Source organism: Kribbella sp. CA-293567, from assembly GCF_027627575.1.
In the GTDB taxonomy this organism is placed as follows: Bacteria; Actinomycetota; Actinomycetes; order Propionibacteriales; family Kribbellaceae; genus Kribbella.
Map to the genome: position 1 here is coordinate 902,334 of NZ_CP114065.1, position 18,921 is coordinate 921,254.

14 protein-coding genes are annotated in these 18,921 nt (G+C 67.4%); 2 read left to right on the plus strand and 12 right to left on the minus strand.

Annotation, left to right across the window (positions count from 1 at the left end; all coding sequences use genetic code 11):
* Positions 1-80: 80 nt before the first annotated feature.
* The 4 genes from OX958_RS04320 to OX958_RS04335 form a co-directional block, all read right to left on the minus strand.
* Positions 81-3,017 (minus strand): helix-turn-helix transcriptional regulator, encoded by a 2,937-nt coding sequence (locus OX958_RS04320; protein ID WP_270135850.1) that lies wholly within the window; start codon positions 3,015-3,017, stop codon positions 81-83.
* Positions 3,018-3,143: 126 nt separating this feature from the next.
* Complete coding sequence (locus OX958_RS04325; RefSeq protein ID WP_270135851.1) at positions 3,144-3,344, minus strand: hypothetical protein; 201 nt, start codon at positions 3,342-3,344, stop codon at positions 3,144-3,146.
* A gap of 208 nt (positions 3,345-3,552) precedes the next feature.
* Positions 3,553-3,768 carry a hypothetical protein gene (locus OX958_RS04330; protein WP_270135852.1) on the minus strand — a complete coding sequence of 72 codons (216 nt, stop codon included), beginning with the start codon at positions 3,766-3,768 and terminating at the stop codon, positions 3,553-3,555.
* Between the two features lie 51 nt (positions 3,769-3,819).
* Positions 3,820-6,687 (minus strand): type 2 lanthipeptide synthetase LanM family protein, encoded by a 2,868-nt coding sequence (locus tag OX958_RS04335; protein ID WP_270135853.1) that lies wholly within the window; start codon positions 6,685-6,687, stop codon positions 3,820-3,822.
* Between the two features lie 385 nt (positions 6,688-7,072).
* On the opposite strand from OX958_RS04335, the gene OX958_RS04340 reads away from it, so the two are divergent.
* Positions 7,073-8,152: an MsnO8 family LLM class oxidoreductase gene (locus tag OX958_RS04340; RefSeq protein ID WP_270135854.1), complete on the plus strand. Its 1,080-nt coding sequence runs from the start codon at positions 7,073-7,075 to the stop codon at positions 8,150-8,152.
* Positions 8,153-8,241: 89 nt separating this feature from the next.
* Positions 8,242-9,702 (plus strand): NAD-dependent succinate-semialdehyde dehydrogenase, encoded by a 1,461-nt coding sequence (locus OX958_RS04345; RefSeq protein WP_270135855.1) that lies wholly within the window; start codon positions 8,242-8,244, stop codon positions 9,700-9,702.
* 16 nt (positions 9,703-9,718) lie between these two features.
* Here OX958_RS04345 and OX958_RS04350 read toward each other — a convergent pair whose 3' ends face one another.
* From OX958_RS04350 to OX958_RS04385, 8 genes are all read right to left on the minus strand, one after another.
* The gene (locus OX958_RS04350; protein WP_270135856.1) at positions 9,719-10,945 is read right to left on the minus strand and encodes a glutathionylspermidine synthase family protein; all 1,227 of its coding nucleotides are present in this window, start codon (positions 10,943-10,945) and stop codon (positions 9,719-9,721) included.
* Complete coding sequence (locus OX958_RS04355) at positions 10,945-11,376, minus strand: hypothetical protein (protein ID WP_270135857.1); 432 nt, start codon at positions 11,374-11,376, stop codon at positions 10,945-10,947. Before OX958_RS04355 ends, OX958_RS04350 begins: the two co-directional genes overlap by 1 nt.
* Positions 11,373-12,734 carry an APC family permease gene (locus OX958_RS04360; protein ID WP_270135858.1) on the minus strand — a complete coding sequence of 454 codons (1,362 nt, stop codon included), beginning with the start codon at positions 12,732-12,734 and terminating at the stop codon, positions 11,373-11,375. The genes OX958_RS04355 and OX958_RS04360 overlap by 4 nt, the downstream gene beginning before the upstream one ends.
* Positions 12,735-12,785: 51 nt before the next feature.
* Positions 12,786-13,664: a polysaccharide deacetylase family protein gene (locus OX958_RS04365; protein ID WP_270135859.1), complete on the minus strand. Its 879-nt coding sequence runs from the start codon at positions 13,662-13,664 to the stop codon at positions 12,786-12,788.
* A gap of 50 nt (positions 13,665-13,714) precedes the next feature.
* Positions 13,715-16,192, minus strand: a complete 2,478-nt coding sequence (locus tag OX958_RS04370) for a glycoside hydrolase family 2 protein (RefSeq protein WP_270135860.1) — start codon at positions 16,190-16,192, stop codon at positions 13,715-13,717.
* A 67-nt stretch (positions 16,193-16,259) separates the two neighbouring features.
* Positions 16,260-16,865, minus strand: a complete 606-nt coding sequence (locus tag OX958_RS04375) for an SGNH/GDSL hydrolase family protein (RefSeq protein WP_270135861.1) — start codon at positions 16,863-16,865, stop codon at positions 16,260-16,262.
* Between the two features lie 13 nt (positions 16,866-16,878).
* The gene (locus OX958_RS04380; RefSeq protein ID WP_270135862.1) at positions 16,879-17,976 is read right to left on the minus strand and encodes a Gfo/Idh/MocA family protein; all 1,098 of its coding nucleotides are present in this window, start codon (positions 17,974-17,976) and stop codon (positions 16,879-16,881) included.
* Positions 17,973-18,719: a sugar phosphate isomerase/epimerase family protein gene (locus tag OX958_RS04385; RefSeq protein ID WP_270135863.1), complete on the minus strand. Its 747-nt coding sequence runs from the start codon at positions 18,717-18,719 to the stop codon at positions 17,973-17,975. Before OX958_RS04385 ends, OX958_RS04380 begins: the two co-directional genes overlap by 4 nt.
* Between the last annotated feature and the right edge of the window lie 202 nt (positions 18,720-18,921).

An 18,921-nucleotide genomic window follows, 5' to 3' on the forward strand; every position in this document is an offset into this window, starting at 1 on the left:
GGTCGCCCCGGAAGTTCCGTGAGTCGACAACTATCACTGACCGACCACTCTCCTGGCCAGCACACGCTCATCCGCCGGGATCAGTCCTGCAACACCGTCCGCGCAAAACTGCTCAACGCCTCCCGATCCGGCTGCTGAGTCTTGGTCATCAAACTCGCCACATGCTTCTCCACCGTCCGCGGCGAGATATGCAGGCGGGATGCGATGGACTTGTTGCCGATCTTGTCGACCAGGAGCTGCACCACCTCGAACTCCCGGGTGGTGATGCCCAGCTGGCGGAGGTGCGCGGGGACTTGGTCGGAGCCGGTACGGCGCTGGGAGACGGTGGCGCCGAGCTGGCGCAGCATGCTCCGGCATGCGCTGGCTACGGCGGGTACTTCGGCCTCGTGGAAATAGTCCTCCGCCTGCCGCAGCCAGGCGACGGGTTCACCCCAGCCATCAGCCGCCGCAGGCTGAGCAATCAGCCGCAGCCCGAGATGCCGGGCCATCGGATAAAGCGCCGATGACTCCAGTGCCTGCTCGACCATCGCCGCCGCATCGGCCGCTTTACCATCCTTACCGAGCAACACCGCGTGTGCCAGTTCGACGAACTGTCGATTCCAGCGCATCTTGCTCCCGGCTGTCGCCGAGACCGATTCGTAGTGCGCCCAGCCGTTTCGGCCTGCCAGCACGCCCAGCAGCAGTCCGAGACCGTTCTTTCCGGCCATATGGTAGGAGGTGGGGTTCTGGGCGTCGTAGGCGAGAGCCTGAGCCATCTCGGACTCCGCGAGTTCGCGGTTCTCTTCGAGCAGCGCGCAGAACGTCCGGGCCAGTCCGAAGGACAGTGGCAACTCGTGTGATGCACGTTCGCCCCATATGGCCAGCTCGCCGAGCTTCGTCTCCATCTCGGCGCGCTTGCCCTGATGGCCCGCCAGGACGGCCATTGTCACCACCTCGAACGGCGCGCCGCGGCTCAGTTTGAGACGCTGGGTGACCTCCAGACAAGCCTCGATGATCTCCGTGGCCCGGGCGTACTCCGATCGCAGAATCGCCTGTAGTCCGAGCGCTCCTTCGATCTCGTAGGCGGTCGGGATGGCCCCGAACTGCAGAGCCTGTTGCCGCGCATGCTCGAGTTCGGTGACGTCGCCCTCAGCCAGGCAGATGGTACCGGCCTGGTAGAGGTGGGAGATAACCCGCTGAAACCCCAGGTCGTTCTCGGTGGCCAGCTGCCGAGCGCGCTGGAAGTACGCGATCGATCGGTCGAGGTCGTGTTCGCGCGACAGGATGCCGAGAAGCTGGCAGGCATCAACAGCTACCGAGGGGAGGTTGGCGCGCTCGGCCGCGGCCGCTGCTCTGGTGGCCAGGTCGGCGGCTGTCCGCAATCGGCCCGGGCTGGACTTTGTCAGTTCTAACAAAGCGGCCATGAAGTCGACCGGTGCTAGGTCGGCGTCGGTCGGTTGGTTGCCGAGTAGGGACCGGGCCATCGCCAAATGGACCGGGGCTGCCGACCACCTCCCGGCTGTGTGTTCGAGGCCGGCGAGCTTCACGTACAAAGCGGCCACCTTGCGGTGGTCGAGTCTGAGGCTGTCCAGTTGATCGATCGCTTCGGCTGTGGCAGCTGGATGGTCGAACTGGCCGGTCTCGCCGGCCGCATGCAGCAGATCGCCAAGAACATCGGCGCGATAGTCGATATCGGGATCGTGGGCAAGAAGCGTATTGGCCCGGTCCAGCAGATGAACGGCCGAGGCCATCGATCCGTCCTCGAAGGATCGCTGTCCTGCCTTGGCGAACAGCCGTGCGGCCTTGGCCGCCTCGCCGCCACTTTCCGCGAGTTCCGCTGCGATCGGACACCACTCTCCGGGCAGTCCGGGGTGCAATTCTTCGATGGCGTTCGCGCAGCGTAGCGCCAGCGCCGAGCGCTCGGGCGGCGTCAGTCCGGCTAACAAAGCCTCGGCCGTCAACGGGTGCCGGAAGGCGTACCAGTCGGGGACGGGCTCGTCCGGTCCGACCAGTTGTGCGGTCAGCCCCGCTCGCAAGGTGGCCAGCAGCAACCGTTCGTCGACGTTGCTGGCCCGCCGAACCACACTGAGGGGAAACCGGTGGCCGATCACTGCCGCCAGTAGCAGTAGCTCCCTGGATTGGGGGCTGAGACGGTCCGTTCGGCTGTTGATACTGCGCACGACGGCCGCCGGGACTGTAGTACGGAGGTCTTCGACCACCTGAACGGTGCCATCGGCACCGGCCAGCAGTTGACCGGTCCGGTCGGCCTCCTGGAGAAGTTCCTCGACAATGAAGGGAACGCCGGCACTGTCGGTCCACAGCCGCTCGGCCAATTGGTCCGGCACTCCGGTGATGCCAACTTCCAGACACCCCGCAGCGAGTTCGCGAACCTGCTGCCGGTCGAGCGGCTGCAGTTCCAGCAACCGTGCTGTACCGCGCTGGTCAGCTAGTCTGGCAAGGTCGAGCGCGGATCCCTGGTCCGGGCGCAAAGTGGCTACCAAAGCCACCGGCTGGTCCTCGAGATTGTCGAGCAGGTATTCGATCACGGCGAGGGTTTCCGGATCCGAGCCATGGAGATCCTCCAGCAGCAGCAGTACGCCCCGATCGCTTGCTATCAGGGTCAACAGCCGCAGGATCGCTTCGCCCAGGATGACCGCGGAGATCCCCGCGTCATGCCCGCTGCCGTTACCGTCGTTGTGGTCGTCCCATTCCGGTATCAGCCGACCAAGTACCTGACGGTAGGGACCGAGAGACTCCGGATCGGGCATCTCCCGGCGGCGGATCAACGCCAAGAAGGCCTCACTGAAGGGCCGGAAGGCAACCATCGTGCCCATCGTTCCGACCCGGCCGCGGAGCGTCGCCATCCCGTGTCGCAGCGCGTTCGACGTGGCCACGGTACCGAGCCTGCTTTTGCCGATCCCGGGTTCGCCGATCAGAAATACAGCGTGCCCTCGGCCTTCGCGTGCTTCAGTCAGCAGCCGGTTGAGGTATTCGATTTCCTCGTCTCTGCCGACCACTTGGGGCGCATGGGTCTGCATGCCTGCAAACTCTAAGCCAAGCTCGGCGTGTCAGCAGAAGATTCGGCCGGTCGGCGCCGAACTGGACGAGATATTCAAACGTTCGCTGTGGTCCAGTTCGGCGTCTCGATTACCGCGAGGTGTGATCTACTTACTGATGGTGTGTAATGTCCCGGGATCGCAGGTGTCGGTGACAACCACAGCAATCACGCTGGCTGCACCGACCAAGGCGAACGCCCGGGAGCCGATCAGGCTGCGCGTCAGCAGGGTGATCGGGCCGATCGGGTCGGCGTGCTTCTTGGTGAGGTCGGCAGGCCGCTCCTCCGGCCGGCTCTGCTGGGCGGTCATCGGGGGGCGACGCTGATCGTGTGCAGAGTCCCGGTCTCGGGGCCTCCGATTGCGTTGACACCGAAAGCGATCATGCTGGCGGTTCCGACCAAGGCGTAGGCCCGGGCACCGATCAGGTTTCGCTTGGGCATGGAGACCGGACCGATCGGATCGATCTGCTCCCCGGTGGGATCGGCGGACTGAGCTTCCGAGGACGGGTTCTGGGCGGTCATGCGGTCACCGGCGCACTGATCGAGGAGCAAATGGTCACCGAGTCGCTGACTGCCAGCACGCTGGCGGCGAGCAGACTGGTGGAGCCGACGAGTGCCAAGGCCCGGCGGTCGGCCCGGCTTCTCTCAGGCATGGTGATCGGACCGATCGGATCGGTCTGGCCCTGATCGGCCGGGCTCGGTTCGAGCTCGTCGTGCGAGTTCTGGGTGGTCATTTCTTTCCCCTGTCGATTCGTTGCGGCCGGTGGTCCGCACTGTGATGGGTGCTAGGCCCCGGTAATAGGTTCGAGCAGTAGGATCGACGGGACGCGCCTGGTGAAGCCGAGGCGTAACAAGCCGTAGCCAATGCCGGCCAGACCTGTCAGCAGACCTGGCGAGCTCACCCCCCGTGGCGTACCGCACTGCGGTCCGTACTGCTGTACTGCCGCGAGCACCAGCCCAGCCCGACGGCGCCGGACTGCCTCAATGGCTGGGTGATCGCGTTCGTCAAGCCACAGCAGTGGCTCGACTGCGCCGAGCTCGCCGTGACACAGACTCATGTCGGCGAGCACCGGACGTTCACTGGTGGACTTGAGGTAGGGCTCAATATCCGTAGGCGCGCCGGCGCGGAGCCGGGCCAAGGTGCTGCCGGCACCGCCGGAACACCAACCAGGATTGGCGACCCCGCTGTGCTGGCCCAGATCGGCCGCCGCCAACGCGGCATCCCTGTACTTGTCGCCGGGTACGCCGTACTGGCCGAGTGACCACGCGATGCCCTGATAGCCACGGGCAAACCCGTCGAGGGGCTCGGCTCCTTCGCGGCGTACGCCGCGATCGACTATCTCCACCAGTTCGTCGGCGTAACGAGCGGCCAGCGCTGCTGCCAGCGGGTGGTGCTGGATTGCCTGCATGGCCGCGAGGCCACCAGCCGCCCCTTCGGAGTAGCTGGGGAACAGGTCGGCTTCTCTGACGAGTCCAGTGGTGATCTCCAACGACGTGGCGAGCCAATCACCAAGCTCTTGCTCATTCAGCAACGACTGAAGCCGATGCAAGCCATAGCTGATCCCGCCCATGCCGTAGAGGCCGGGGCCGACCGTTTGCGCGGCCTCCTTGTGGGTGATCAAGGTGTCGAGCAGCCGGGGCAGTGGACGGATCGCATCTTTGGCGAGCTCGGTGTACTTGCTTGCTCCAGTCAGTGCGCCGATCTGAGCCAGGAAAAGGGCGACGCCGGTATAGCCGTTCGTCAGGCCGGCTCCCATCGGCATCACCAGCCAGTGGTGGTCGTCCAGCAGGTCGAGCCCCAGCCAGTTCGCCCAGCCGTCCGCGCCGTCCTCCGCTCGCGCCATGATCTCGTCGGCGATGTTCGTGGCAGCGGCGAGTAACTGCTCGGGGTCGGCCTCGGCGGTCTCCAGGCTGCTACGGATCGTGCTGCAGGCATGCACGATCGGTTCGGGACGAGTCGCCAGCGTCGCTGAGATGAGCCACTGCTGGCGATGGAGATCGACCTCGCTGAGCTTCTCGACCTTGGTCTCGACCGCGGCAAGACCCGTGTGCGCGAAAAACTTCGCCACCCGGGTGCCATCTGAAGCCCAGGCATCCAGGCTGTTCGGCCGGGCCGAGAACAATGGAATGTCCCCCGCCCAGAGGTCGGAGAGCTCGGCCGGTACCAACCGGCGCAACGTGGGATCGGCCTCCCAGAGCATGTCCAGCAACTGGCTGCGGCCGGCCGAGTCGCGCAGGGCGTCGGGGTGGGTCGACTCGTCGAGCAGGCTCGCATATGCCTGGGTTGCGCGCGGGACGTACCGCATCTCGTCGTCGTAGAAGTCGGTCAGCAGGCCGTCAGGGCCGAGCAGTTCGCTCCGGTTCCAGGCAATCGCCTCATACGCGGCGCGGAACCCTGCCAGCAGAGCGAGATCGTGCTCGCGAGGCTCCATCGCGGCACCGTCGAGATGCGGACGGTTCTGGCTGGCCCGCGTCCTGTGCGGTCGGCGTACCAGGTGCATGGTGTCGAGCCCCGCGTCGTCCCAGTCGATCGAGTTGTTCGGTGACAGTTCGCCCGAGTCGCCGCCCAGTCCGGAGATGTCGACGACACCGTGCTCACCCGTCATCAGCAGGGGGAGCAGGGCGGTCCGATAGACGGACCTGTGGAGGGCCGCGTACGCCGGGTCCTCGCTGGGCAAACCAGAGAGCGACTGACTGGGGTGGAAGAGAGTCTCGACGTCAACCAGAACCGGCTGGTCGCCATGGGCGATCAGGTTCTCGTGATGCATGTCCGTGCCGTCGAGAACGTATAGCAGTGCGAGCAGAGCCCCTTGCCGGTGGTAGAAGCGGCGTACCTCGGCGAGGTCGGTACACGACGTGTGCCGGATGAACTCGAGCCATCCGTAGCCCGGCTTACGTAGCACTCGGACGGTCTGGAGACCGATGCCGGACTTGTCGTTCATCCAAGCGACCAGGTCGTTGAAATGCTGGTGGAGGTCGAGCGGGCGCGGTTTGTAGACGACTTGCTGGCCGTCGGTGAAAGTCAGCATCGCGGTGGCTCGGCCGCCGCGGTGGGGGTCGCCGCTGGTTTCGATGGAGACGAGCGGGCCGGGGTCGGTTCCTGCCAGCAACTCGGTGACTATCTGCTCGCGGTCCTCGGCGAGGCGGGCCAGTAGTTCGAGGTGTCCCTCGACAGCCTGTCGGCACGCCTCGCCCAGGACCCGGGCCAGCACCGGGTATGCGGCCAGGAACTCCGCCAGCTCGCTCCCTCCTTCGAGCCGGTGGGTGAAGTCGAGAAAACGTTCGGCCGGGGTTTCGCCGGCCAGTTCGCCGCGGTCGCGAGCCCGGGCGAGTTCCAGTACCAAGGTGCGTGAGGCCAGGCGTACCAGGCGGAGGCCCAGGCGGTGCAGGAACTGGTCGGTCAGTACGCCGGTCTGTCCCGCGGTGGCCAGGTCCTGCCGGGCGGTGGCCAGCAGTGGTTCGAGGCACCGGACGAGTGCTTGCTGCCAGTCACCGGTGACTGGTGGCGGAGTGACGGCGGTGGCTGTGCTGCGTTCTACGTACTCCGCCCAGGCCGGCATCGGCCGGCCCTGCTCGTGCGGGCCCATCCCGGCGGACCACCAAGCGTTTGAGTGGTCCAGTCGGGCGGTCCCGGTGGCTGCGGAGTTGAGCACGCGCTCAGGGTGCCACTCGGACCTGGGTGCTGCCATGGGTATGGAGCCCCCATATTCCTTCCACGATCGTTTGATTACCTACGGGCAGGTACTGAAAGCCGTGCTGTACCGCGGGATGACGACTGGGGGTAGACCACCCCGCGGTCCAGCATCGCCCGTGCCGGACGACCTCTGGTGGAAGGTTGTTCGGCACAGGAATCCAGCTTGCCGGTAGCTCCGGAACTCCCGACGCCGAGAACGATGCAGGACTACCTGACTGGACAGCAAGGGCTCCGGCTACCCATTTTCCGGCGCCCGCCGAGGCCGGGAGCCTGGGTGCCGGCCGAGCAGAACATGGGGGCTGAGCCCCCATGTGCAATCCGGCCCGGGCTGCGACGGTGGGCGGGTGTACAGCCAAGCCGCTCCCGGACTCCCGGTCTCAGCTCACTCGGTGCTCGACGTGGTGCCGCAGCTGCCGGGACAGTCCGCCGCGGCCGCCCTCCGGGAGACCGTCGAGGTGGCCCAGGCGGCCGACGACCTGGGTTACCGGCGGTTTTGGGTTGCCGAGCAGCATGGCGTCCGGGGGGCCGGGGGCGCAAGCCCTGCAGTTCTGGCCGCAGTACTCGCCGCCAGGACCGACCGGATCCGTTTGGGGTCGGGCAGTGTGCAGCTGACGAATCACCGGCCGCTGGTGGTCGCAGAGCAGTTCGCGGCGTTGGCGGCGGCGTACCCGAGCCGGATTGACCTCGGTGTCGGCAGGGCGCCGGCGGTTCCACCCAGTACTGCGGCTGCGCTCGGCGTGAACGACAAGGGCTGGGACAGCTTCCCACAGCGGCTGGACGAGCTGTGCCGCTTCCTGCGCGATGGACTGCCTGGCCGCGCGCCAGTGGGCGACGTACGACTCGCGTTGGCCGGGCTGCCGCCACCTGTCTTCGTGATGACCGACAACCCGACGGGCGCGCAGGTGGCCGCAGTACGCGGGCTGCCGCTCTTCCTGACTCATCACAGCACGCCTGCGTGCACGTTGGCATCAGTGGCGGCGTACCGGGACAGCTTCGAGTCCACCGGACCGACAGGCAAGCCGTACGTCGGTGTGACGGTGGGCGTGGTCGCTGCTGAGACGGAGGACGAGGCAGTAGCTCGACTGGCGGAGTACGTGCGCCTCAAGTCGCGCATCAAGGCTGCGGCCAACAGAGCCACGCCAGCTGAACTCATGGAGTTGCTGGACCCGCCACTGACCAGTCGCGAGCGGCTCAAGGCCGAGCGGCTGCTGGACGAGCCCGGGTACGTCGTGGGCACCCGATCCGGAGTGGCGGCAGGCCTGGCGTCTCTGGCCGCCAGTACTGGAGCAGACGAGGTCATGCTCGTCCCGCTGGCCTTCGATGGACTAGTCCGGTCAGCCATCCTTCGCACCACGGCAGCCGGCCTCACCCGCGCCATCCGCAGCATCCCGCGCCACGCCCCGCACTTCGTCGCCACCGCCTGAGGCCAACACCTCACACCAGCACCACGGCCAGCGCCAGCGACCACAGCCGCGGCCTAGAGTAGGTACGCCGACTAGCGAAAGGCGTACCGATGTCGCGGGAGCAGGAAGTCGTCGAGGCCTGTCCGACCGAACTCTTCATCGCAGGCAAGTGGCGACCGGCGGAAGCCGGCAAGACCCTCGCCGTGGAGGACCCAGCCACCGGTACGACGCTCTGCGACGTCGCGGACGCGAGTCCCGCTGACGGTGTGGCCGCGCTCGACGCGGCGGTCGCGGCGCAGGCCGACTGGGCCGCCACCGCCCCACGGGAGCGCAGCGACATCCTGCGGCGGACCTACGAGCTGATGACCGAGCGGGCCGACGACCTCGCTCTGCTGATGACGCTGGAGATGGGCAAGCCCGTCGCGGAGTCCAAAGGCGAGATCGCGTACGCCGCGGAGTTCTTCCGCTGGTTCGCCGAGGAGGCGGTCCGGATCGAGGGCGGCTACCAGGTCGCGCCGAACGGCAAGGGCCGGCTGCTGGTGATGCGCCAGCCGGTCGGGCCCTGCCTGCTGATCACGCCGTGGAACTTCCCGGCCGCGATGGGCGCCCGGAAGATCGGCCCGGCGGTCGCCGCCGGCTGCACGATGGTGATCAAGCCGGCGGCCCAGACGCCGCTGTCGATGCTGAAGCTGGCGGAACTGATGACCGAGGCGGGGCTGCCGCCGGGCGTGCTGAACGTGGTCACCACGCATGACTCCGGCGGCGTGATGGAGCCGCTGATCCGGGACGGCCGGGCCCGCAAACTGTCCTTCACCGGCTCGACCCCGGTCGGCGTCAAGCTGATCGAGCAGGCCGCCGAGAAGGTGCTGAAGACCAGCATGGAGCTCGGTGGCAACGCGCCGTTCCTGGTCTTCCCCGACGCCGATCTGGACCGGGCGGTCGAGGGCGCGATGCTGGCCAAGATGCGCAACGGCGGCGAGGCCTGTACGGCGGCCAACCGGATCTACGTCCACTCGTCGGTGCTGGACGCCTTCGCCACCAAGCTGACCGAGCGGATGTCGGCGCTCAAGGTCGGGCGCGGTACCGAGGAAGGTGTCGACCTCGGCCCGCTGATCGACGCCAAGCAGCGGGACAAGGTCAAGGACCTGGTCGACGACGCGGTGGCCCAGGGAGCCGAGGTGCTGACCGGCGGGAAGATTGCCGAAGGCAACGGTTATTTCTATCCGCCGACCGTGCTCACCGGCGTACCGAAGTCGGCGCGGCTGCAGAAGGAGGAGATCTTCGGCCCGGTCGCCCCGCTGACCGCGTTCGAGACCGAGGACGAGGCCGTCGCGATGGCCAACGACACCGAGTTCGGGCTGGTCTCCTACCTGTTCACCAGCGACCTCGGCCGCGCGCTGCGGGTGAGCGAGAAGCTGGAGACCGGCATGATCGGCCTCAACCAGGGCTTGGTCTCCAACCCGGCCGCGCCGTTCGGCGGCGTCAAGCAGTCCGGCCTCGGCCGCGAGGGCGGCACCGTCGGCATCGACGAGTACCTGGAGATCAAGTACCTCGCGGTCAGCCTCGACTAGCGGCGGACCCTGGGGCCTACTCGGTCAGCCACTTCTGGATCGTCTCCTGGTCCGGCCGGGCCTCGCTGCCGATCGCGTGCGGGACGAACCGGGCGTAGTAGTCGGTGACCGGGCCGTCGGACTCGCGCACCATCATCCCGGCCGCGACGCCGTCGACGATCCAGCTGCCGATCACCGCCCGGTTTCCCTCGTACGACGGCAGCGGGCTCCACTCCTGGTAGACCATCGTGTCGGTGTCGTAGGGCCCGTCGTGGACGTCGTCCTCGGTGGCGGTGATGGTGTGGATCCGGATGTTGCTGCCCTCCCGCCCGTGCAGGGGTTTGGCCACCCACTCCAGCAGGTCACCGGGCGACCCGAAGTACGCCGGCAGCAGGTTCGGGTGGTCCGGGTAGAGCTCCCACAGCACCGGCAGGATCGCCTTGGTGGACAGCATCGTCTTCCAGATCGGCTCGATCCACTGCACCGGCTCCCGCTCGAGGCCGCCGACGATGTACTTGCCGAACTGGTCGTCCAGCATGTCCTCCCACGGGTACAGCTTGAACGCGGTCCGGATCCTCCGCCCGCCCCAGTCGACGAACGCGCGCTGCTCCGACTCCCAGCCGAGGTCCTCGATCTCGTGCCCGTACGTCGCCAGCCCCGCCATCGCCGCCGTGTCGCGCAGGTAGGCCACCGTCATCGCCTCCTCGCCGGTGGTCTCGGCGGCGGAGTTGAAGAAGTGCGCCTCGTTGCCCGGGAACGCCCCGGCCGCGCGCTTCTCGGTCCACCACCGGACCAGCCGGTCGTGCACCGAGTTCCACTGGTCGCCCTCGGGGAAGACGTCCTCCAGCCAGTTCCACTGGATCACCGCCGACTCCACCAGCCCGGTCGGGGTGTCCCCGTTGATCTCCAGCATCTTCGGCTCGACGCCGTTCCAGACCAGGTCGAAGCGCGCGTAGACCGACGGGTCGTCGCGTTTCAGCGACTCCCGGACCAGCGGCAGCGTGCCCGAGGCCAGCCCGAGCTGCGCGTCGCTGAAGCGGTCGCCCGAGGCCATCACCGCGGCCGCGTGCTTGCACATCTCGTAGAGCTCCTCGGTGACGCGTTCGAGGTGCAGGACCTCCTCCATCGTCACCTCGTACCAGGCGCTCTCGTTCCAGTACGGCGTCTGGCTACCGTCGGGCAGGTCCGTCATCGGGAAGACCAGTCCCTGCTCGACGACCTTGTCCTTCCAGCCCGGCCGGGGCCTGATCGAGTGTCGCCACATCAGCCGCCAGAACTCCCTTTGCCCGCCTTGCCGAAGCCACCGCGCGAGATGGTGCCGATGTTGCCGCCCTTGGTGTCCAGGCCGCCGCGCTTGATCGTCGCCGTACCGCCGCCGGCGTTGCGCAGGCCGGAGGAGCTGTAGCTGCCGTCAGCGGTGTTGTAGCGGCCACCGATCGGCGGCACGAAGGCACCACCGCGGGTGGCCATGTAGAACCAGAAGAAGCCGGCGCCGGACCCGTGGTACTCCCGGTCGTCCTTGCACTTGTCGTCGTCGGCGCGCTGCTGGGTCTCCGGATCGACACAGATCGCCGCATAGTCCGGCTGGTCGTCGTCATTGTTGCTGCAGCCGGTCAGCGAGGCAGCAACGAGTGCCGTCAGCCCGAGCGTGATGCCCGCGCTGCGCATTCGCCTGCGTGGTCCTGACTGTGTCATGCCCTGCCTTCCCCCTCGGCCGGCGGCTTCATCGAGAACATGATGAGCGCGCCCACCACCATGGTCACACCCACCACAACCAGGGGCCCGGTACCCACGTCCGAGACAGCCAGTACGAGTACTGCGACGAAGGAGGCGGCAGCCAGTACAGGGACGACCAGACGCTGCAGCACCCGGCCCTTGATCGCTCCGCCGAAGTAGACCGGTACTGCGATCGCGGTGACGAGGTAGTAGAGCGACACCAGCACCGAGACGGCCCCGACCGCGTCAGCCAGTACGGCGTCCGAGATGAGCACCAGAGTCACGTAGATGACCAGGCTGGCGACTGCGAAGACAGCAGTGGACACGCTGGGCGTGTGGAAGCGAGTGGAGATCCGGGCGAACCGTCCTGGGAAGGCATCTCGTCTGGCCATCGACAGCATGGTCCGGGCCGTCGGCAGGATCGTGGTCTGGGTCGAGGCAAGTGCTGACACCAGTACCGCGCCGACCAGAAGCTTGCCGCCAGCAGTACCGAGCAGGTCGTTGCTCAGGACCGAGAAGAAGTCGTCGTCGGCGATGCCGGCCATCGTGTCGACGCCCGCGTAGGCGATGGCGGACCAGGCGACCACGGCGTACAGGAGAACCAGGAAGCCGTTGGCGATGAGTGCTGCGATGGCCGGAGTACGCCGGGGGTCGCGGGTCTCCTCGTTGACGCTGAAGGACGAGTCCCAGCCCCAGTAGAGAAACACTGCCACCAGTACGCCGGTCGCCCACGCCTTGTCGCCGGTAGCAGTCGACAGCGGGATGCTGAAGGTGCCGGCCTCTCGGAACGCACTGACGGCAAACCAGAGCAGTGCGACGACTTCCACCGTCAACAGGGTCGCCTGCGTCCAGGCGGCGACCCGGATGCCGCGGTAGGCGAGCACTGCCATACCGATGATGAACACTGCCCCCAGACCCGCTTGCGCTGCGCGGGAGTCGGCTGCGCCGTCCAGTCCGAACAGCAGATAGGTGTAGACCGAGGCGACCTGGGCCAGGTTGCTCATGACGAGCACACAGGCCATCACCGTGGTCCAGCCGACCATGCGGCCGACTCCCAGGCCGAACGCCTTCTGGGTCCACGGGAACGTCGTACCGCAGTCGGGCTCGGCTCTGTTCAGCTCCCGGAAGCAGAGCGCGACCAGGACGACCGGAATCGCGGAGACCGCCAGCACCAGAGGGGCGGCGGCACCGACGTACACGACCAGTAGGCCGACCGCCACAGCCAGCGAGTACGCCGGGGCGGAGGAGGAGATCCCGATCGCGGTGGAGGTACCCAGGCCCAGCGCATCCCGTCGCAGGCTGCGCCCACGGGATCGCGAATCAGCTGTCGTCGTCATCGTGCCTCCAGGGTGCCACCTCGGTGGTCCGCTACCCGCCAGGAGGGGTGGTCAATCTTTCATCAGTTCGGTCACCGTGACGAACTCGAAGCCCCGCTCGCGCAGCCCGGTGATGATCGGGGTGATCGCCTCGGCAGTGTACGGCGCGTTGTCGCCGCCGTGCAGGTGCAGAACGACGATGGACCCGTTCTGGACGTTGCCGAGCACCTGCTGGACGATCGGCCTCGGTGACTTGGCGAAGCCGTCAGCGCCCGGTACGTCGAGGCCGACCGCGGTGACACCGGCCGGAGCGAGCTCATGCAGGGCCGTGCCGTCGTAGCAGCCGCCGGGAAAGCGGAACCACCTGGTGGCGTGGGCATCGAGCTGATCCAGCAGGACGACCGCCCTGCGTACGTCGGTGAGCATATCGGCGCGGGCGATCGTGCCCAGTGTGTAGCAGTGCTTGGTGAAAGCCTTGTGAGCATAGGTGTGAGTGCCGAGCTCGAACAGCGGATCGGCGGCCAGTTCACGGGTGCGGTCGGGGTACTGCTCCATCCACATGCCAGTGAGGAACAGAGTCGCCGGGACCCGCTCCTTCCGAAGTGTGCTGATGAGCTGCTCGTTGTAGTACGACTTGACCTTGCCGTGCAGCAGGCGCTTACGCATGACGGCAGTGAGGTCGGCGTCGAAGGTCAACGCCACGCGCTTCTTGCCCCGCGGGCCGTGCTGGACGATCGGCATCAGGTTGGTCTCGTGAGACTCACCCGGCCTCGGCGTCTTGCTGGGCCCACGAGTCGGCGAGGGCGTGGTGCTGGTGGGTGTCACAGGTGCGCTCACGATCGGCGTACCGGCTGCCGTTTCCGGGGGAGCAGCCGTGTCACCACAACCAGCCAGTACGACGCCCGCGGCCGCGGCAACCGCAGCGAGCCTGATCCCCCAGTGAACAGTCACAGGCCACGAGTATGCCGCGTGACCGGGTCGTCACACTCAGCAGCGTCCGCTTACCCCGCCATGAGGTCGTTGGCCGAGCGGAGTACTGGCTTGTCGATCGGTGTGGTTGGGGCTGTTGTGCCGGTGACGTGGAAGGTGTGTGACTCGCCTGCGCTGAGGGTGACCAGGCAACTGTCGACTCGTGCCGCGGCGTCGAGGCGGTCGGGGAACAGTGCGAGGTCCTTGGCCAGGGCGGTTGCGGTGACCGTCACGTCGTAGCCGTCGGCGGTCGGCGTGATTTCGGCGGAGTAGGGGACTGCTTCCACTCGCAGGGAGGTGTCTTCGACGAAGTACCAGTACGCCGTAGCGCCATCTGCCGCGCGTACCTCGACGTACTCCGTGGCGGGGTCGGACGGGGTGGCGACCGACTCGGGCAGCGAGTTGAGCACCGAGTCGCGGGCGCCGACCTGCAGCAGGAACGTTTCGCTTGCCAGCACCTCACTGCCCATGCCGGTACTGCGCCGCGTCGCCGTCACCTCGGTGCTCCAGGCAACGTCCGTGTCGTTGTGAGCGGCAACAACTGGGCCGTCCTCGCGCGGTTGCACGCTCAGCAGGCGGTCGGCGTACACGCGCTTGAGCGTGTGCCACAAGGGTTTGCGGATACCATGCCCGTCGACCGCTGCCCAGGAGACGACCGGCCAGTTGTCGTTGAGCTGCCAGACGATCGCGCCGGTGTTAAGCGGGAACAGGCTGCGGAAGTGCTCGATGCCGTAGGCGATCGCCCGGGCCTGGTTGAGCTGCGTGGTCCAGTGCCAGTCGTCCATCGTCCGCCACTTCGGCAGGTGGTCGCCGAGGCCGCGCTCGAGTTTGAGGTTGCCCTCGAAGGCCTTCTGGTGCACGAGCATCTGCTCGCCGTACGGGTCGAGCGGCTCGTCGTGCACCACCGAGGTGAGCGTCGACCAGGCCGGCGGCCCCTGGAAGCCGAACTCGGAGACGAACCGCGGCTTGTACTTGCGGTAGCTCGAGTAGTCCACCTGGTTCCAAACGTCCCAGATGTGCATCGTGCCGTTGCGCTCGTCGTTGGGGTGGATGTAGCGGTCGTAGGAGAACGGGCTGCCTGCGGAGTACGGCGTCCGCGGGTCCAGTTCGGCGACGATGCGGGGGAGCAGGTCGAGGTAGTAGCCCTCACCCCACGGACGGCCGGCCAGCGGCTCGCGCCAGCCCCACTCGACGTAGCCCCAGATGTTCTCGTTGTTGCCGTTCCAGAGCGCGAGACTCGCGTGGCTGCTCAGCCGGGTGACGGCCTCACGGGCCTCCGCCTCGACCTCGCTCCACAGCGGCTCGTCCTCGGAGTACGCCGCGCACGCGAACAGGAAGTCCTGCCAGACGAGCACCCCGAGCTCGTCGCAGACGTCGTAGAAGTCGTCGCTCTCGTAAATGCCGCCGCCCCAGACCCGGAGCAGGTTCATGTTGGCGTCGACCGCGTCACGGATGCTGCGCTCGTAGGTCTCCCTCGTCTGCCGGGTGAGCAGGGCGTCGTCGGGGATCCAGTTGGCGCCGTGGATGTAGATCGGCTTGCCGTTGACCGCGAGGACGAACGGGCCGCCGTCCTTGTCGGGGGCAACGTTCATGGTGACGGTCCGGAAGCCGACCCGGCCTTGCCAGTCGTGGCTTCGGTCGCCTGCCGAGACGGTGATCGCGACGTCGTACAAGGGCTGTTCGCCGTGTCCGCGCGGCCACCAACGGTCGACGGCGTCGATCGTCGAGCTGACGGCAACCTCTTGGGTGCCCGCGGCGACGGTCACCTGCGTGCTGGTGCCGCCGACCTCGACGGTGACGGTGGCCTCGTCGGTGGCGCCGTCCGGCCAAGCGAGCGCGACTCGACTGTCCAGTACGCCGCGGTCGCCGTCGACCCCGGCCAGTGGGCGCACCGAGTCGATCCGGACACCGGTCCACGACTCGATCCGCAACGGCCGCCAGATGCCGGCGGTCGCGACGTCGATACCCCAGTCCCAGCCGAAGTTGCTGGCCATCTTGCGGATCGAGTTGTAGGGATGGAGATTGGTGTGCGGCCACATCCCGGACTCTTCGCGCAACCGGTTCGCGGTCGCCACCGGTGAGGCGAACTCGACGGTCAACTCATTGCTTCCAGCAACCAGCAGGCCGGTGACCGGGAACCGGTACGACCGGTGCTGGTTCCAGGTCTGCCCGAGCTCGGTCCCGTTCAGCGTCACCCGCGCGACCGTGTCGAGGCCGTCGGCAACGAGCTCCTGGACGGCGTGCTCGTCCGGCTGCCAGTCGAAGGTCGTCCGGTAGCTCCAGCTCGTCTTGCCGATCCAGTGCAGTTTGCCCTCGTTGTCCCCGTCGAACGGGTCAGGGATCACACCGGCCGCGAGCAGGTCGGTGTAGACCTCTCCCGGTACGGTCGCCGCGACCGGCGTCGCGAGCAGCGCGCTGTTCGCCTCCGGCACCGGACCTTCCACCGCCTGCACGGTCCAGGCAGCACCACCGTCGGTGGTCAACGAAACGGTCCGGAGCGTCGAGGTCACAGGAGATCTCTCTTTCGAAGAATTACTTGACGAACTGAAGAAAGCCTACGGCAGGGCGAAGCCGGAGTCAGCTGCCGAGTACGGTCCGGTGCCACAACTCGGCCAGGAGCTGATGACCGGTCGCGGTGGGGTGGACGCCGTCGTCGGCGAGCGTGGCGGCGCCAAGCGTTACGGCCTGACGGTTCAACTCGACGTCGGCCGGTACCAGCAGCGCGCCGTACTCGGCGGCCAGGCGGCGCACGACGTCGATCTTCGGGTCGAGGTCTTCCCGCCAGCCGTGCTGTTCCTCCTTGACGGCCAGCAGGAACGGCTCGACCAGGACGAGCTGCTTGGTCCTGAGCGGCTCGAGCAGTTCGCGGTACGAGTGCTCGTAGGCCTCGGTCGAGGTCGGGTCGTCCTTGTCGTAGCGGCGCCAGGTGTCGTTGATGCCGACCAGCACGGAGACGACGTCCGGTTCGTGCGAGAGGACGTCGGTCTGCCAGCGCGCGGCGAGGTCGGCCGCGCGGTGACCGGAGATGCCGGCGTTCACGATCCGCGGCCGGCCGTCGCCGAACGCGCCGGACAGCAGTTTCACATAGCCGTCGCCGAGTCCGGCCGGATCCGTCCGGCGGCCGCAGTCGGTGACGGAGTCCCCGGCGAACACGAAGGTTCGCCGGGGGTCCAGGAGCTTCACAGGAGTGCTGTCATCAGATCGTGGTGGCCTGCACGTCCCAGTCGTCCGGCAGGACGGGCGGAACCTCGACGGTGCTGGTGACGTCGACGAAGGTGCCGGTGTCGATCGACTCGGTGATCGACGACATCACGTCGACCACATGGAAGGCCAGCGCTCCGGTGGCCCGGTGCGGGCGGTCCTCGCGGATCGCGCGCGCCAGCTCCAGTACGCCGGTACCGCGTTCGGCGGTCGCCTCGGTGGTCTCCAGGACCTCCCAGTCCTCGGCGCCCCGGCGGCGGATCTTGATCTCACCGTCGAACCGGTTCGGGTCCGGCACGGCCAGCGTCGCCTCGGAGCCGGTGATCTCCACGAACCCGCCCCGCGACAGCGGCGAGTCGAAGCTGAAGATGCTCTGCGACGACTGCCCCGACTCGAACCGCGCGATCGCGCTGACGTGGGTCGGAACGGTCACGTCGAAGTCCGTGCCCGCCAGCGGGCCCGAGCCGATCGTGCGCTTCTCCCGAGACTTCGAGCCGATCCCGGCGACCGCCGCGACCGGGCCGAACAGCTGCACCAGCGTGGTCAGGTAGTACGGGCCGATGTCCCACAGGGGACCGGCGCCTTCCTGGAAGAGGAAGGCCGGGTTCGGGTGCCAGGACTCCGGGCCGGGCGACTGCATCAGGGTCAGCGCGGTCAGCGGCCGGCCGATGTCACCCCGCTCGATGATCCGTCGCGACTGCTGCAGTCCCGGGCCGAGGATCGTGTCGGGCGCGCAGCCCAGCCGGAGCCCCGCGTCCTGGGCGGTCTCGAGCAGCTTGAGGCCGCTCTGCTGGTCGAGGGAGAATGGCTTCTCGCTCCAGACATGCTTGCCTGCGGCAACGGCTGCCAGGGCGACCTCGACGTGTGCGATCGGGATGGTCAGGTTGACCACGATCTCGACGTCGGGGTGGCCGAGCACGGCCTCGGGGCCACCGTGGCCCTCGATCCCGTACTCCGCTGCCTTCGCCTCCGCCGCCTCCGGTCGCAGGTCGCCGATCGCGACCACCTTGAGATCAGGGAAACTCTGCATGCTCTTGATGTACGCGTCGGAGATGACTCCGGCGCCGATCACACCTACACCGACGGCAGTCATGCAACGTCCTCCCCGGTGAGGTAGGCGAAGCTGCCCGCGACGGCGTCGAAGATGTCGCCCTCGAAGTCGTCGAGCTCGACCACTCGCAGGGTGCCCGGCGACGCCTTGAGGATGTCGGTGACGGCGATGCTGCCGGCTCCGACCGCGACCTGCGCCTTGTTGTTCAGGGTGCCGTCGCCGTCCTTGACGTGCAGCGCCTTCACCCGGTCACCGAGCCGGGCGAGCAGCGCCGGGACGTCGGCCCCGCCGACCTCGGCCCAGTAGGTGTCGACCTCGAGGATGACGTCGTCGGACAGGTTGTCGGCCAGGATCTCCAGGCCGTGCACGCCGTCGATCACGGTCTCGAGCTCGAAGTGGTGGTTGTGGTAGCCGACCGTGATGCCGTGGTCGGCCGCTTCCTTGGCAGCCTCGTTCAGCGCGGCGGCCGTCGCCAGGATGTCCTCGGCCGACTGCCAGCGGGCAGGCTCGACGTACGGGTCGATGACGGTACCGATGCCGAGCTTCTTGGCCACCTCGAAGATCGGGCCACTCTCCTCGCGGAGCAGGCCGGCGTGCGTGGTGGGAGCCGACAGACCGTACTTGGGCAGCGCTTCGGCCAGCTGGTCGGCCAGGCCGACGACACCGAAGGGCTCGACCTTGCGGTACCCGATCTCAGCGATACGGGCCAGCGTGGCGTCGAAGTCCTCCTCCAGCTTGTACCGGACCGTGTAGAGCTGTAGGGACAGATTGTCCACTGCGACCATGTTTTTCTCTCCTCGTTTCAGGGTCTCCCGCTGCCCATGGAAGCCCCCGGACTGGACGTTGCCGAACCGGTTAAGTAACTGGGTCAGCCTATCCCAGCCACCCGCCCCCCGACCACCCCGTAATCACCACTCGAGCCGCCTTCACCACTCTAAGGCAAACGCTTACCGCAACCGGCAGCAAGGCTGTAGTTGACTGGCTACT